The 14189-nt window shown below is 69.0% G+C and carries 12 protein-coding genes and 1 rRNA gene; 7 read left to right on the top strand and 6 right to left on the bottom strand.

Annotated elements, in window-relative coordinates:
* Positions 1 to 86, top strand: a 5S ribosomal RNA gene (gene rrf / locus ACO6VK_RS08575); the annotation flags it as partial.
* Positions 87 to 715: 629 nt separating this feature from the next.
* On the opposite strand, the gene ACO6VK_RS08570 is transcribed toward rrf, so the two are convergent.
* From ACO6VK_RS08570 to hemH, 3 genes are all read right to left on the bottom strand, one after another.
* Positions 716 to 2458, bottom strand: coding sequence for a methyl-accepting chemotaxis protein (locus ACO6VK_RS08570; RefSeq protein ID WP_422506463.1), 1743 nt, complete (start codon positions 2456 to 2458; stop codon positions 716 to 718).
* A gap of 383 nt (positions 2459 to 2841) precedes the next feature.
* Positions 2842 to 3690 carry an alpha/beta fold hydrolase gene (locus ACO6VK_RS08565; RefSeq protein ID WP_422506462.1) on the bottom strand — a complete coding sequence of 283 codons (849 nt, stop codon included), beginning with the start codon at positions 3688 to 3690 and terminating at the stop codon, positions 2842 to 2844.
* Positions 3687 to 4649, bottom strand: a complete 963-nt coding sequence (gene hemH, locus ACO6VK_RS08560) for a ferrochelatase (protein WP_422506461.1) — start codon at positions 4647 to 4649, stop codon at positions 3687 to 3689. Before hemH ends, ACO6VK_RS08565 begins: the two co-directional genes overlap by 4 nt.
* 165 nt (positions 4650 to 4814) lie before the next feature.
* Between hemH and ACO6VK_RS08555 the strand changes: the two genes are divergently transcribed.
* The 4 genes from ACO6VK_RS08555 (at position 4815) to tatC (ending at position 7288) form a co-directional block, all read left to right on the top strand.
* Entirely contained in the window at positions 4815 to 5702 is an 888-nt protein-coding gene (locus ACO6VK_RS08555; protein WP_422506460.1) for a lipid-binding SYLF domain-containing protein, read from the top strand.
* A gap of 75 nt (positions 5703 to 5777) precedes the next feature.
* The gene (tatA, locus tag ACO6VK_RS08550; RefSeq protein ID WP_422506459.1) at positions 5778 to 6008 is read left to right on the top strand and encodes a Sec-independent protein translocase subunit TatA; all 231 of its coding nucleotides are present in this window, start codon (positions 5778 to 5780) and stop codon (positions 6006 to 6008) included.
* Between the two features lie 15 nt (positions 6009 to 6023).
* Entirely contained in the window at positions 6024 to 6542 is a 519-nt protein-coding gene (gene tatB, locus ACO6VK_RS08545; protein ID WP_422506458.1) for a Sec-independent protein translocase protein TatB, read from the top strand.
* Positions 6539 to 7288 carry a twin-arginine translocase subunit TatC gene (gene tatC / locus ACO6VK_RS08540; protein WP_422506457.1) on the top strand — a complete coding sequence of 250 codons (750 nt, stop codon included), beginning with the start codon at positions 6539 to 6541 and terminating at the stop codon, positions 7286 to 7288. The genes tatB and tatC overlap by 4 nt, the downstream gene beginning before the upstream one ends.
* A gap of 88 nt (positions 7289 to 7376) precedes the next feature.
* On the opposite strand, the gene ACO6VK_RS08535 is transcribed toward tatC, so the two are convergent.
* The 3 genes from ACO6VK_RS08535 to ACO6VK_RS08525 form a co-directional block, all read right to left on the bottom strand.
* Positions 7377 to 8270 (bottom strand): BPSS1780 family membrane protein, encoded by an 894-nt coding sequence (locus ACO6VK_RS08535; protein ID WP_422506456.1) that lies wholly within the window; start codon positions 8268 to 8270, stop codon positions 7377 to 7379.
* A gap of 113 nt (positions 8271 to 8383) precedes the next feature.
* A complete protein-coding gene (locus tag ACO6VK_RS08530) occupies positions 8384 to 9103 on the bottom strand; it encodes a glutamine amidotransferase (RefSeq protein WP_422506455.1) in 720 nt (239 codons plus the stop codon).
* A complete protein-coding gene (locus ACO6VK_RS08525; protein WP_422506454.1) occupies positions 9075 to 10913 on the bottom strand; it encodes a GspE/PulE family protein in 1839 nt (612 codons plus the stop codon). The genes ACO6VK_RS08530 and ACO6VK_RS08525 overlap by 29 nt, the downstream gene beginning before the upstream one ends.
* 198 nt (positions 10914 to 11111) lie before the next feature.
* On the opposite strand from ACO6VK_RS08525, the gene glyQ reads away from it, so the two are divergent.
* Both glyQ and glyS read left to right on the top strand, forming a co-directional pair.
* A complete protein-coding gene (gene glyQ / locus ACO6VK_RS08520; RefSeq protein WP_422506453.1) occupies positions 11112 to 12023 on the top strand; it encodes a glycine--tRNA ligase subunit alpha in 912 nt (303 codons plus the stop codon).
* A complete protein-coding gene (glyS, locus tag ACO6VK_RS08515; RefSeq protein ID WP_422506452.1) occupies positions 12020 to 14116 on the top strand; it encodes a glycine--tRNA ligase subunit beta in 2097 nt (698 codons plus the stop codon). Before glyQ ends, glyS begins: the two co-directional genes overlap by 4 nt.
* The last annotated feature ends 73 nt before the right edge of the window (positions 14117 to 14189 follow it).

Below are 14189 nucleotides of genomic sequence, written 5' to 3'. Positions count from 1 at the left end.
CGATCCCATCCCGAACTCGGAAGTGAAACGCAGCTGCGCCGATGGTAGTGTGGCCTAAGCCATGCGAGAGTAGGTCATCGCCAGGGTTTACACCCCGAAAACCCCGCTGCTCATGCAGCGGGGTTTTTTCTTTGTGCGTTGCATGGGCGGAGGCGCTCCGATCCTGCATACCGCCACCGGTGCGGCGGGATTTGCGCGCGGTGATGGCCAGACACGGTAGCGCCCGACCGTTGGTCGCGGCGACGCCGCGTAGCGGCGGGATTTGCGCGCGGTGATGGAGCGTGCCGACCAGCGGTCGGCACCTACCGGGAGCCGGTCCACATCGGGACGAGGCACCACCGGATCGACGCCGATGCAGTGCAACCCCTGGTGGCGCCCGACCGTTGGTCGTGGCGGCGGCGCGCAGCGGCGGGATTTGCGCGCGGTGATGGAGCGTGCCGACCAGCGGTCGGCACCTACCGGGAGCCGGTCCAGATCGGGATGCGGCGCCACCGGATCGACGCCGATGCAGTGCAACCCCTGGTGGCGCCCGACCGTTGGTCGTGGCGGCGGCGCGCAGCGGCGGGATTCGCGCGCGGTGGTGGGATGTGCCGATCAACGATCGGCACCCACGCCATAAGAAACGATCGGCACCCACACCACAAAACGGCGGCACCCACGCCCAAAAAAAACGGCGCCCGTGGGCGCCGTCTCTCGTTTCATTGCGCTGCGCGGATTACGCTGCGCTGCGCATTCCCTGCGCTGTGGTGTCGCTGTGCACCTGGTGGCGGAATACGGCGACCGCTTCGGTCAGTTCCTGCGCCTGGCCCTCCAGCAGACGCGCTGCGGCGCTGGCTTCTTCGACGAGCGCGGCGTTCTGCTGGGTGGCATCGTCCATCTGCGCGACGGTCTGGTTGACCTGGTCGATGCCGGCCGCCTGTTCCTGCGATGCCGAGGAAATCTCGACCATGATGCCGCTCACCCCGCCAACGCTGCTGACGATCTCCTGCATGGTCCGGCCGGCGTCCTGCACGAGGCGTGCGCCGTCGGCGACATGGCTGGCTGCGTCCTCGATCAGGTGCTTGATCTCCTTGGCCGCATCGGCAGACCGCTGCGCGAGGATGCGCACCTCGCTGGCCACGACCGCGAAGCCGCGGCCCTGCTCGCCCGCGCGGGCGGCTTCAACGGCGGCGTTGAGGGCGAGGATGTTGGTCTGGAAGGCGATCCCGTCGATCACGCGGGTGATGTCGGCGATGCGGGTGGAGGCGCCCTGGATGGTGTCCATCGTGGTGACCACGCGGCCGACCACGTCGCTGCCACGGCTGGCGACGTCGTGCGCCCCCTGTGCCAGCGCGCTGGCCTGGCGGGCGTGCTCGGCGTTCTGGCGCACGGTGGAGGTCAGTTCCTCCATCGACGCGGCGGTTTCCTCCAGATGCGCCGCCTGTCGTTCGGTCCGCTCGGACAGATCGCTGTTGCCGCTGGCGATTTCGCTGGCGGCCAGCGAGATCGACCCGGTGCACTGCTTGATCCGCTCGACCATTGCGGTGAGCTGGGCCGCGGTCGCGTTGGCATCGCGCTGCATGGCGGCGAACGACCCGTCGAACTCGCCGTGCATGCGCTGGTCCAGGTCGCCTTCGGCCAGCGCGGAGAGCACGCGGCGGATCTCGCCCACGGTGCCGCCCACGCTGTCCAGCAGCTGGTTGATGCCGCCGGTCAGACCGTCGAGGAAGCTGACGCCGCTGTTGCTGGCGGGCAGGCGCTGATCGAGGTCGCCCTTGGTGGCGGCGGCGACGATGCCGGCCACGGCCGTCTCCAGCAGCAGCTCCTGGGTGCGGTCGTGCCATTCCACCGCGAAGCCGAGGCGCTGGCCACGCGCGTCGAATACCGGCGTGACCACCTGGGCGAAATGCACCGGCCCGATCCGCACGCGGCCGTGATGGGCCTGGCTCAGGGTATTGAGGATGCCGCGGATGCGATCGGGGTCGACGTGGAAGCGGTGGATGCTGCTGCCGACCAGGCGCTCGGCGTCGAAGTCGGGGAAGGCTTCGCGCAGGCTGGTCTGCTGGTTGCGCAGCAGGGTGACCACGGACTGGTTGACGTAGCGGATCACGTGGTCGTTGTCGGCGATCATCATCGCAGTCCGCGACACGTCCAGGGCCTGGCGGATCTGCGCGTTCTCGAGATGACCGGCGTCATCGCGTGCGCGCCGCCGGGCGAGATCGTCGGCGGCCTCGGCGGCACGCTGGGCAGTCAGGGCCGCGGCACGGGTCTGCCGGCGCTGGCGCAGTGCCATCGTGCACAGCAGGGCCGCGGCAACGGCAGCGGCCAGCGACGGGGCGAGCTGGCGGTGCCAGAACGCCATCGCCAGCGCCGCGACCAGCAGCGCGGCGACGGCCAGCAGCAGCAGGGTGTCGGTGTCGAGGGCCGGCCTGCGCGCACGGTCCGGCGGGCGGGAGGGAATGGTGGGAAGGGCAGACATGGCGACTCCGGGATCAGCAGGAAGCAGGGGGCCGTTACCGCGCGTGCGGACAGGCGGATGCCGCGTCGCGCACTGTCGAAGCAGTGGACACGGAAGCGAAGGGAAGCAGACGGTGGGGGGTACGGTGCGCACGCCTGGCGGCGGTGGTGATCACCCCCGTCATGGCCCGGTCCTGTGGGCGATGGCACGGCCGGTACGACATGGCGACGACGGTCCCTGGAAGCCTGGGGTGATGCGCGGCTTCGCGGCGGCGGAGCATGCGACGACACAGGCGGGATCCTCCCGCCTGCCCCTACGGTATCGGTCGATCGTGCGGAAAATTGAGTGCGACACGGTGTCGCAGTACGCCGCCGCATGCGCGCGGCGGCCACCCGCACCGCAGGTCAGGCGGTGAGGAAACCGCGGATGACCTCACCGATCTGCCGCGGATGCTCCATGTGCAGGTGGTGGGTACCGGGGAACACCGCGAGGCGACCATCGCGCAGCAGGGCAATGCGTTGGCTGCGCAGCGGCTCGGGGTAGTAGGCCTGCGCGGGCGTGGCGTAGATCACCTGGGTGGGGCAGTCGATGGCCGCCAGCAGATCGTCGATCTGGGCTTCGCTCAGGCGCATCGCCGTGGGCAGCATCAGGCGCGGATCGCTGCACCAGCTGTAGCCGCCGTCCACGGTCTTGACGCCGCGTTCCACCAGCAGCCGCGCGCAGGGCTCGCTGAGCTGGTTGGTCATCATCCGGGCACGGATGGGCGTGCTCAGGTCCGGGAACACGCGCAGGTTCCTGCTGGGCAGGGCGCGCGCGGCACGGACGTGGTCGCGCAGGCGCTGTGCGGTTTCATTCTCCGGCCCACGCAGGCCGCCGAGCGCTTCGATCGCGACCAGCCGTTCGATGCGCTCCGGCGCGGCGGCCGCGGTGAGGCTGGCGATGCCGGCGCCCATCGAATGGCCGATCAGGGAAAAGCGGTCCCAGCCCAGCGCGTCTGCGACATCCAGCACATGGCAGATCGCACCGGGGGTGTTGTATTGCGTGCCGGGCGGCAGGTGCGCGCTGTGGCCATGCCCGGGCAGGTCGATCGCCACCAGGTCCAGGCCAGGCAGCTGGGCGGCCAGCGGGACGAAGCTGGCGGCGTTGTCGAGCCAGCCATGCAGCGCCAGAACGCGGGTGCCGTCCGGCACGGACGCGCGCAGGCCGGCGACCCTGCTGCCGGCGACGTCGATCGAGAACGGCTGCAGGCTCATGCCAGTGCGGCGATGCTCAACCGCGACAACGCCAGGGCGTGTTCGGGCGCATCGTTGAGGCAGGGAATGTAGCGCATGGTGGCGCCGCGCTCGGCAACGGTTTCGGTAAAGCCCAGCGCCACTTCCTCCAGTGTTTCCAGGCAATCGGTGGCAAAGCCCGGGCAGACCACGTCGATGCGGCGCGTGCCGCTTTCCGCCATCGCCCACAGCGTGGGTTCGGCGTAGGGCTGCAGCCACTTCTCGCGGCCGAAGCGCGACTGGTAGGTCAACCTCCAGTCATCGGCACCGAGTTCCAGCGCCTGCGCGATCGCCAGCGCACTGGCCTCGCAGCGCTGCGGATACGGATCACCGGCATCGGCCAGACGCTGCGGAATGCCGTGGAAGGAGAACACCAGCTTCTCGCCGCGGCCGTGCTGCGCCCACCACTGGCGGATGCTGGCCGCGACGGCGGCGACCCAGTCCGGGTCCACGGCGTAATCGCGCACCAGGGTGACGGTCACGCCCGGGTGCCGGGGCTGCCAGTCGCGCACCTGGTCTTCGATCGAGGCGGTGGTGGTGGTCGAGTACTGGGGATACAGCGGCAGCACCACGATCCGGCGCATGCCCTCGGCGGCCAGCCGGTCCAGCTCTGCGGTCAGCGCCGGTGCGCCATAGCGCATCGCGTGGCGCACCCGCAGGTTCGGCATCAGCGCCTGCATGGCCTCGGCCAGACGCCGGGTATGGACCATCAGCGGTGAGCCGTCGGGCAGCCACACCTGGGCGTATTTGGCGGCCGAGCGGCCGCTGCGCAGCGGCAGGATCAGTCCGTACAGCAAGGGTTTCCACAGCAACGGCGGAATCGCGACCACGCGCGGATCGCTGAGGAATTCGGCCAGGTAACGACGGACCGCCGGAGCGGTGGGCGTTTCGGGGGTGCCTAGGTTGACCGCCAGCACGGCGGTGTCGGGTGCGTCGAGCATGGGGGCTATTCTCGCAGGTCTACGCGATTGTCGGGATTGATAGACCGCATTGTGCCCATCGAGGGCGTGTATTCTCGACCGGGACGCTCATTGCTGATTCATCGCAACCCTTCTACTTTCAGTTACTTGCTCTATCTTCCTGTGTCCCGACTTCTGGAGCCCGCCATGCGCCGCCTGAGCCTTGTACTGCTGATCTCCGCCAGCCTGTTGTCGACCCAGGCGATGGCTGGCCCACAGGAGGACCAGCGTGCGCGTAACGCGGTGCGCGTCCTCAACGAAATCCAGGACATTCCCGAGCAGGGTATTCCCGACAAGTTGCTGGACGAAGGCCGCGCGGTCGTGGTCATTCCCGATACGATCAAGGCCGGCCTGGTCATCGGCGGTCGCCGTGGCCACGGCCTGATGTCGGTGAAAATGCCCGATGGCAGCTGGTCCAACCCGGTGTTCGTGAAGCTCACCGGCGGCAGCATCGGCTTCCAGGCCGGTGTGCAGTCGTCGGATGTGGTGCTGGTGTTCCGCAACGACCGCAGCCTGGACAATCTCGTCAACGGCAAGTTCACCCTCGGCGCCGATGCCGGCGTCGCCGCCGGTCCGGTCGGGCGCAATGCCGCGGCGGCCACCGATGGCCAGCTGAAGGCCGAGATCTGGTCGTGGTCGCGTGCGCGGGGCCTGTTCGCCGGTGTCGCGCTGGATGGCGCCGTGCTGCAGATCGACGATGCCGCCAACCTGGACGCCTACGGCAGCAACACCACCCCGCGCATGGTCTTCGAAGGCCGCGTGGGCGAGCCGCCGTCGATCGATGTGGTGGCCTTCCGCGACCGTCTGGAAGAAGCCACCTATTCAGCCCGCGAGAAGCGCGGTACCGCCGGTGCCGCACCGGCGCCGCGCGCCGCCGCCCCGGCCGTGGCTGAACGGGCCGCGCCGGCGCCGGCGCCCGCCGCTGGCGCCACCACGGCACCGCTGCAGGCTGTGCCGGCGCAGCCCGCGCCCCAGCAGGGCTTCCAGCCGGTCGGCGAAGGTGAAGTCCGGACTGAATCGCTGGACGGCAACTGACTTTCGTCACGCGCGCCGGCTTACCACCGGTGCGCTATGCTCAACCGTCTGATCACTACGTAACGCGAGCAGCTCATGGGCAGTTTCAGCATCTGGCATTGGTTGGTCGTGCTGGTCATCGTTCTGCTGGTGTTCGGCACCAAGAAATTGACCAGCGGCGCCAAGGACCTTGGCAGCGCCGTCAAGGAATTCAAGAAGGGCATGCACGACGACGACAAGCCGACCGCGCAGCTCGGCGATGCGTCGCGCTCGCAGCAGGACGCGGCGAAGGCGTCGCAGGCCGAGCACGACCGCGACCCGCGCTGATCCCGGGCGGTCGGTGTGTTCGATATCGGTTTCAGTGAACTGCTGGTCATCGCGGTAGTGGCCTTGGTCGTGCTCGGTCCCGAGCGCCTGCCCAAGGCCGCGCGCTTTGCCGGGCTGTGGGTACGGCGTGCGCGCAACCAGTGGGATTCGGTCAAGCAGGAGCTGGAGCGCGAGCTGCACGCCGACGAGATCAAGCGCCAGTTCCGCGATGTGCAGTCCTCGGTGCAGGACACCGAAGCGCAGCTGCGTGCCAGCGGCGAGGCGGTACGGCGCGAAGCCGAACAGATGCGCGGCCAGGTCCAGCAGCAGGGGCAGGCCGTTGCAGATGATGCTGCGGCGCCGCTGATGACCGGGCCGGTACCGGGTTCGCCGGCCAGCATGGCCCAGCACGCGACCGCGCAGGACGTTGACGCCGTCGATCCGGCATCGGTGCCGCCGCTGCCGCACGCGACCTACGATGCGGCGTCGCCCCCGGGCATGGACGGCAGCGCGCCGCGCGCGGACGCGCCGTCGTCGCCGGAGGCACCGCGATGAGTGAGTCGAGCTCCCCTGAAAGTTCGCTGGTCGAACACCTGATCGAACTGCGCGCGCGTCTGGTGCGCGCCCTGCTCGGGCTGGGCGTGGCGCTGCTGGGGCTGATGCCCTTCAGCCAGAAGATCTACACGTGGCTGGCCGAACCGCTGATCTCCAAGCTGCCGCTTGGGCAATCGATGATCGCCACCAATCCGGCCGGCGCGTTTTTCGCGCCGCTGAAGCTGACCTTCTTCGTGGCGGTGTTCGTGGCGGTGCCGTGGCTGCTGTACCAGCTGTGGGCGTTCGTGGCGCCGGGCCTGTATGCGCGCGAGAAGCGGCTGGCCGTGCCGCTGCTGGTGTCGTCGGTGCTGCTGTTCTATCTCGGCTGTGCGTTCGCCTACTTCCTGGTGTTGCCGGCGGTGTTCCACTTCCTGACCACCTTCCGGCCGGAGGTGATCGCGATCACCCCGGATGCCAATGCGTACCTGGACTTCGTGCTGGCGATCTTCTTCGCGTTCGGCAGCAGCTTCGAGCTGCCGGTGGCGATGGTGATCCTGACCCTGATGGGCTGGATCAGCCCGCAGCAGTTCAAGGAAGGCCGCGGGTACGCGATCGTGGGCATCTTCGTGCTGGCCGCGGTGCTGACCCCGCCGGACGTGGTGTCGCAGCTGATGCTGGCCATCCCGATGTGCCTGCTCTACGAGCTGGGCATCCATGCCGCGCGCTGGCTGGTGCCGCGCCCGGCGACGGGCGAGTCGCCGCAGTAGGGGCAACACGGTTCTCTTCCATCCGCGTGGCGGGTGGGTGGCGCGAGAAGAACAAAAAAAACCCCGGCGCAGGCCGGGGTTTTCTGTATCAGGCTGCGAACATGTTGTTCGGGCCCGGCATCGGCGGCGGCTCCGTGCCTTGACCGAACATCTGCTTCCACGCGGTGTAGATGGCCCCGGCGAACACCGGCATGATCACGCCCATCAGCAGCAGCTGGGCCACGAACAGCGCCAGGAACGTGCCGCCGATCAGCTGGGCGATCAGCGCCACCAGCATCACCGCGAAGTAGATGGCGAACACGGCCACGAACGAGAGCAGGAAGAACACCAGCATCGCCGGCACGTTGTGCAGGCAGGCGCGCAGGCTCAGGCGCAGCGCCTGCAGGCCGTTGCGGTGCTCGAACATCACCTGCGGCGGCAGGGTGAACAGGGCCAGCGCCATCGCCAGGAAGGTGGCCACCACCAGTGCAAGCCACAGCAGGATGCGGCCGGCCGGCAGGCTCGCGGCCAGCGCTTCGATCTGGGCCGGGTCCGGCTGCGCGCCGGACTGGCTGATGGTGTTGAGCTGCTCCATCACCTCGCTGAGGTGCTGCAGGCCACTGCTGCCGATCAGCATCAGCAGCAGCGCGCCGAGGAACAGGCCGGCCACCAGCTGCGGCAGCAGCGAGGCCAGCAGGTTCAGCGCACGGCCTTCGTGCAGGCCCTGCAGCAGGTGCGCCGGCTGCGCGCTGCGGCCGAGGTCGACCTCGCGCACGGCCCACACCAGGCCACCGAAGAACAGGGGACCGGCCAGCGCCATCAGCAGCTGCGCCAGCGTGCTCAGCGCCGGGCTGACCACCGCCAGCGACATCACCAGCAGGGCCACCACGGCCCAGATCACGCCGAGCAGGCCAAGAGCCAGCGGCGCTCTGCGCAGCAGGGAGAAACCGGACAGCAGCCATTCCGCGCCGGCAGAGGCCGGCAGCTTGCGAATCTCGCTCATACCATTCCGAAAACTGGGGGGAGGGCGCGGGCGCCCGTTGAATCCCGATTATCCCTGTTTTCCGCGCGCGTGACCTGAAGGCCGTGCGGGCACGGCGCTGTGACGCGAACGGCTCAGGCCAGGCGTGCCTGGCGGACGAAGCGGCGCAGCAGCTGGCGGGCCAGCGGCGCGGCGCTGACCGCGCGGGCGACGCTGCGCGCGCAGCCGCCGTGCTGGCGGATGCACTCGGCACGGGCGCGCACGTAGCCGCGCATGTGGTGGGTGGCGAACTCCGGATGGAACTGCACGCCCCACGCCTGCCGGCCCCAGCGGAAGGCGTGGCAGTTGTCCTGCGCCGAACGTGCCAGCACCGCGGCACCGTCGGGCGCACGCAGCACGGTCTGCAGGTGGGTGGCGTGGGCCGGGAAGCGCGCGGGCAGGCCGGCGAACAGGGGATCGCTGTCGGCGGTGGGGTCCAGCGCCAGTTCGATCGTGCCCGACTCGCGTCCGGCCGGGTTGTAGGCCACTTCGCCGCCCAGCGCGTGGGCCAGCAGCTGGTGGCCGTAGCAGATGCCGAACACCGGGCGACCGGCGTGGACGGCGGTGCGCAGCCAGTCGGCGCTGCGTTCGCTCCAGTCGGCATGGTCGGTGACGTACGCGGCCGACCCGGTGACGATCACGCCGGCGAACTGCTGGTGGGCCGGCAGCGCCTCGCCATGCTCGACGTCCACGACCACGGTCTCGTCCGCGTCCAGCCCGGCGGCGACGCGGATCCAGTGCGGAAAGCGCCCGTAGCGTCGCAGCGAGGCGACGGGTTGGCCGGTTTCAATGATCAGGAAGGGGGCTGAATTCATCCGGGGGTGGCAGTACGGACAGGACTTCCTCGATTGTAGTCAGCCCTGCCGCCACCTTTTCAAGCCCCGCGCGGCGCAGGGTTCGCACTCCTTCAGCACGGGCGGCGCGGTTGAAAGCGGCCAGATCCATGTCCGCGCGGATCATCCTGCGCAGCCGCGAACCCAATGGCAGCAGCTCATACAGGCCAACGCGGCCGAGAAAACCGGTGCGCCGGCACTCGATGCAACCCACCGGTGCATATGGCGTGGGCGCCTGAGGTAATGCTTCATCGGCATCAGCCAGCACCGCCCATTGCTCGGCGTTGAGCACGTGCGGCACCTTGCAGCTGGGGCACAGCGTGCGCACCAGACGCTGGGCCAGGATGCCGTTGACGGTGGAGGCCAGCAGGTAGTGCGGCACGCCCAGATCGAGCAGGCGGGTGATCGCCGAGGCGGCGTCGTTGGTGTGCAGGGTGGACAGCACCAGGTGGCCGGTCAGCGAGGCCTGGACCGCCATCTGCGCGGTCTCCAAGTCGCGGATCTCGCCGATCATGATGATGTCCGGGTCCTGCCGCAGGAGAGTGCGCACGCCGCTGGCGAAGTCCAGGTCGATGTTGGTCTGCACCTGCATCTGGTTGAACTCGGGGGCGATCATTTCGATCGGGTCTTCCACGGTGCAGACGTTGACGTCCGGCGTGGCCAGCCGCTTGAGCGTGGAGTACAGGGTGGTGGTCTTGCCCGAGCCGGTGGGCCCGGTGACCAGCACGATGCCGTGCGGGCGCTCGACCAGGGCGGTCCAGCCGGCGGCCTCCTGCGGGCTGAAGCCGAGCTGGTCGATGCTCTTGAAGGCCGCATCGGGATCGAAGATGCGCATCACGCACTTCTCGCCGAACGCGGTGGGCATGGTCGACAGGCGCATTTCCACTTCGCGCCCGCCCGGCGACCGGGTCTTGATGCGGCCGTCCTGGGGGCGGCGGCGCTCGGCCAGGTCCATGCGGCCGAGCACCTTGATGCGGCTGACCACGGCGGTCATCACCGCCGGCGGCACCTCGAACACCTTGTGCAGCACGCCATCGATGCGGAAGCGCATGCGCCCCATGTCGCGGCGTGGCTCCAGGTGGATGTCCGAGGCGCGCTGTTCGTAGGCGTACTGCAGCAGCCAGTCGACGATGTGCACGATGTGCTGGTCGTCGGCATTGACGTCGCCGGCACGCCCCAGCTCCACCAGCTGCTCGAAGCTGGGCAGGGTGCCGCTGGCCTCGCCACGGACATCGCCGCGCGCACCGCGCACCGAGCGGGTCACGCCGTAGAACTCCATCGTGTAGCGATGCAGGTCCAGCGGGTTGACCATCGCCAGGTCGATGCGGCGCCGGGTGAGGTGCTGGAGGTCGCGCAGCCATTCCTGCGCCAGCGGCTCGCTGGTGGCCACCAGCACCCGTTCGCTGTCCACCGCCAGTGGCAGGAAGCGGTGGCGGCGTGCGTAGGCGTGGGAGACCAGGGCGGTTACCGAGGACACATCGACCCGGGTCGGATCAACCCGCAGGTAGCGCGTGCCGGTGCGCGTGGCCAGCCATTCGGTGAGGCGCTCCAGGCCCAGCTCGCCGCCGCCGGCCGCCGCCAGCTTGAGATTGGCCAGCAGCACCAGCGGGTGGACTTCGCTGGCATTGCGCGCGCCCTGGGCGGAGAAGCGGATGCGCTCCAGATCGGTGTCGGCCACCAGACCGTCGGCGACCAGCGCCGCGGCGACCTGGTCGAAGCCGAGCCGGCCCGGCAGCAGCGGGGCGGTGGCGTCCGGGCCGGGGACGAATGAAACCGGTGGGCGCTGATCCACTGCCGAGGTCCTTGTGGCGTGCGGTGCACGCGGTAATGGGGGGGCCGGCATCCCCCCGGACCGGTCCATGAACGCGCCAACGCGGTCTGTGCCGCCGGTAGGACGTGCCGACGGGCCCGGCCCGATGGCGTGCCGGGGCGGTGCCCGCGTGGTCGTCGCTATACTAGCGCACCCCTCCTGCAGGCAAGAATCCGCCGCATGTCCGCGACTCCGAACGTTCCGATCACTTTCCAGGGCCTGATCCAGACCCTCAACCAGTATTGGGCGCAGCAGGGCTGCGTGCTGATCCAGCCGCTGGACCTGGAGGTCGGTGCCGGCACCTTCCACCCGGCCACGTTCCTGCGCTCGATCGGCCCGGAAAGCTGGAATGCCGCGTACGTGCAGCCTTCGCGCCGTCCCACCGACGGCCGCTACGGCGAGAACCCCAACCGCCTGCAGCGCTACTACCAGTACCAGGTGGCGATGAAGCCGAGCCCGGACAACATCCAGCAGCTGTACCTGGATTCGCTCAAGGCGCTGGGCATCGACCCGCTGGTGCACGATCTGCGCTTTGTCGAAGACAACTGGGAATCGCCGACCCTCGGTGCCTGGGGCCTGGGCTGGGAAGTCTGGCTCAACGGCATGGAAGTCACCCAGTTCACCTACTTCCAGCAGGCCGGTGGCCTGGAGTGCAAGCCGGTGCTGGGCGAGATCACCTACGGTCTCGAGCGCCTGTGCATGTACCTGCAGAACTGCGACAACGTCTACGACCTGGTGTGGACCTACGGTCCGGATGGCACGCCGGTGACCTACGGCGATGTGTACCTGCAGAACGAGATCGAGCAGAGCACCTACAACTTCGAGTACGCCGACGTGGAGGAGATGTTCCATCGCTTCGACGCCTGCGAGAAAGAGGCGCAGACGCTGGTCGAGGTCGGCCTGCCGCTGCCGGCCTATGAGCAGGTGTGCAAGGCCAGCCATGCCTTCAACCTGCTGGATGCACGCCGTGCGATCAGCGTGACCGAGCGCCAGCGCTACATCCTGCGCGTGCGCGCGCTGGCCCAGGCCGTGGCCAAGCTGTACGAGGCCAAGCGCCTTGAAGCCGTGGCTGCCAAGGAGGTGCAGGCATGAGCACGATGCTGCCGCTGCTGATCGAACTGGGTACCGAAGAACTGCCGGTGAAGGCGCTGCCGGGCCTGGCACAGGCCTTCTTCGAGGGTGTCGTGGACGGCCTGACCAAGCGTGGCGTTGCCGTCGAGCGTGGCGATGCCAAGCCGCTGTCGACCCCGCGCCGTTTGGCCGTGCTGCTGCCGGGCGTGGCAGTGGAGCAGCCCGAACAGCACAGTGAAGTGCTGGGCCCGTACCTGAACATCGCGCTGGATGCCGACGGTCAGCCGACCAAGGCGCTGCAGGGCTTCGCCGCCAAGGCCGGGATCGACTGGACCGCGCTGGAGCGCACCAGCGATGCCAAGGGCGAGCGCTTCGTGCACCGTTCCACCACCCCGGGCGCGCGCACTGCCACGCTGCTGCCGGAGATCCTGCGCGAGGCGATCGCGGCGATGCCGATTCCCAAGCCGATGCGCTGGGGCAGCCATGCATATGGCTTCGCCCGCCCGGTGCACTGGCTGGTGCTGCTGCACGGCGGCGACATCGTCGAGGCCGAGGTGCTCGGCCTGAAGGCCGACCGCATGAGCCGCGGTCACCGCTTCATGCACGACAAGACCGTGTGGCTGACCTCGCCGGAGGACTACGTCAGCTCGCTGCAGGCGGCCTTCGTGCTGGTCGACGCCGACGTGCGCCGCACCCGCATCGTGGAGGCGGTCAATGCCGCCGCGGCGCAGGCCGGTGGCCAGGCGCGGATCACCGACGACAACCTGGAGCAGGTGGTCAACCTGGTCGAATGGCCGGCGGCGGTGCTGTGCAGCTTCGAGCGCGAATTCCTGGCGGTGCCGCAGGAAGCGCTGATCGAAACGATGGAGATCAACCAGAAGTTCTTCCCGGTGCTCGATGCCGGCGGCAGGCTGACCGAGAAGTTCATCGGCATCGCCAACATCGAGTCCAGGGATGTGGCCGAAGTGGCCAAGGGCTACGAGCGGGTGATCCGCCCGCGCTTCTCCGATGCCAAGTTCTTCTTCGATGAAGACCTCAAGCAGGGGCTGGCGTCGATGGGCGAAGGCCTGAAGACGGTGACCTACCAGGCCAAGCTGGGCTCGGTGGCCGACAAGGTGCAGCGCGTGGTGGCACTGGCCGAGGCGATCGCGCCGCAGGTGGGCGTGGATCCGGTGCTGGCCAAACGCGCTGCGGTGCTGGCCAAGAACGACCTGCAGTCGCGCATGGTCAACGAATTCCCCGAACTGCAGGGCATCGCCGGCCGCCACTACGCCCTCACCGGCGGTGAGTCGCCGGAGGTGGCGCTGGCCATCGACGAGGCCTACCAGCCGCGCTTCGGTGGCGATGACATCGCGCTGTCGCCGCTGGGCAAGGTGCTGGCGATTGCCGAGCGCGTGGACACCCTGGCCGGCGGTTTCGCCGCGGGCCTGAAGCCGACCGGCAACAAGGATCCGTTCGCCCTGCGCCGCAACGCGCTGGGCCTGGCGCGGACCGTTATCGAGAGCGGGTTCGACCTGGATCTTCGCGCGCTGATCGGTACGGCCATCGCCGGCCTGCCGGCGGCCGTGGCGCCGAGCGCCGAACGCAAGACCGACGCGCTGCCGCAGGACCTGTACGACTTCATCCTCGACCGCCTGAAGGGCTACTACGCCGACAAGGGCGTGCCGGCCACGCACTTCAACGCGGTGGCTGACCTGAAGCCGGCCTCGCTGTACGACTTCGACCGCCGCATCGATGCCATCGGCACGTTCGCCGCGCTGCCGGAAGCCGAGGCGCTGGCGGCCGCCAACAAGCGCATCCGCAACATCCTGCGCAAGGCCGACGGTGACATTCCGGGCATGATCGACCGCGCGCTGCTGGCCGAACCGGCCGAGAGCGCACTGGCCGAAGCAGTGGAAGCGGCCATCGAGGAAACCAGCACCAGCCTGCATCAGAAGGACTATGTCAGCGTGCTCAACCGCCTGGCCCGCCTGCGTCCGCAGGTGGATGCGTTCTTCGATGCGGTGATGGTCAACGCCGAGGACCCCGCGCTGCGCGCCAACCGCCTGGCGCTGCTCAAGCGTCTGGGCGACCGCCTGGGCAGCGTGGCGGCGATCGAGCACCTGTCCAGCTGAGGCCACGGGGCATCGCGCCCCGCTGCCACCCCGAAGGCGCGACGGCTCCGGCTGTTCGCGCCTTCGTCGTTTG

This window comes from Stenotrophomonas sp. GZD-301, assembly GCF_049310345.1.
Lineage (GTDB): Bacteria > Pseudomonadota > Gammaproteobacteria > Xanthomonadales > Xanthomonadaceae > Stenotrophomonas.
This window is presented reverse-complemented; position numbering and strand designations above follow the sequence as displayed.

Coding starts and splice junctions, on each gene's coding strand:
- ACO6VK_RS08570 (WP_422506463.1), bottom strand. CDS start 2,458: ATGTCTGCCCTTCCCACCATTCCCTCCCGCCCGCCGGACCGTGCGCGC.
- ACO6VK_RS08565 (WP_422506462.1), bottom strand. CDS start 3,690: ATGAGCCTGCAGCCGTTCTCGATCGACGTCGCCGGCAGCAGGGTCGCC.
- hemH (WP_422506461.1), bottom strand. CDS start 4,649: ATGCTCGACGCACCCGACACCGCCGTGCTGGCGGTCAACCTAGGCACC.
- ACO6VK_RS08555 (WP_422506460.1), top strand. CDS start 4,815: ATGCGCCGCCTGAGCCTTGTACTGCTGATCTCCGCCAGCCTGTTGTCG.
- tatA (WP_422506459.1), top strand. CDS start 5,778: ATGGGCAGTTTCAGCATCTGGCATTGGTTGGTCGTGCTGGTCATCGTT.
- tatC (WP_422506457.1), top strand. CDS start 6,539: ATGAGTGAGTCGAGCTCCCCTGAAAGTTCGCTGGTCGAACACCTGATC.
- ACO6VK_RS08535 (WP_422506456.1), bottom strand. CDS start 8,270: ATGAGCGAGATTCGCAAGCTGCCGGCCTCTGCCGGCGCGGAATGGCTG.
- ACO6VK_RS08530 (WP_422506455.1), bottom strand. CDS start 9,103: ATGAATTCAGCCCCCTTCCTGATCATTGAAACCGGCCAACCCGTCGCC.
- glyQ (WP_422506453.1), top strand. CDS start 11,112: ATGTCCGCGACTCCGAACGTTCCGATCACTTTCCAGGGCCTGATCCAG.
- glyS (WP_422506452.1), top strand. CDS start 12,020: ATGAGCACGATGCTGCCGCTGCTGATCGAACTGGGTACCGAAGAACTG.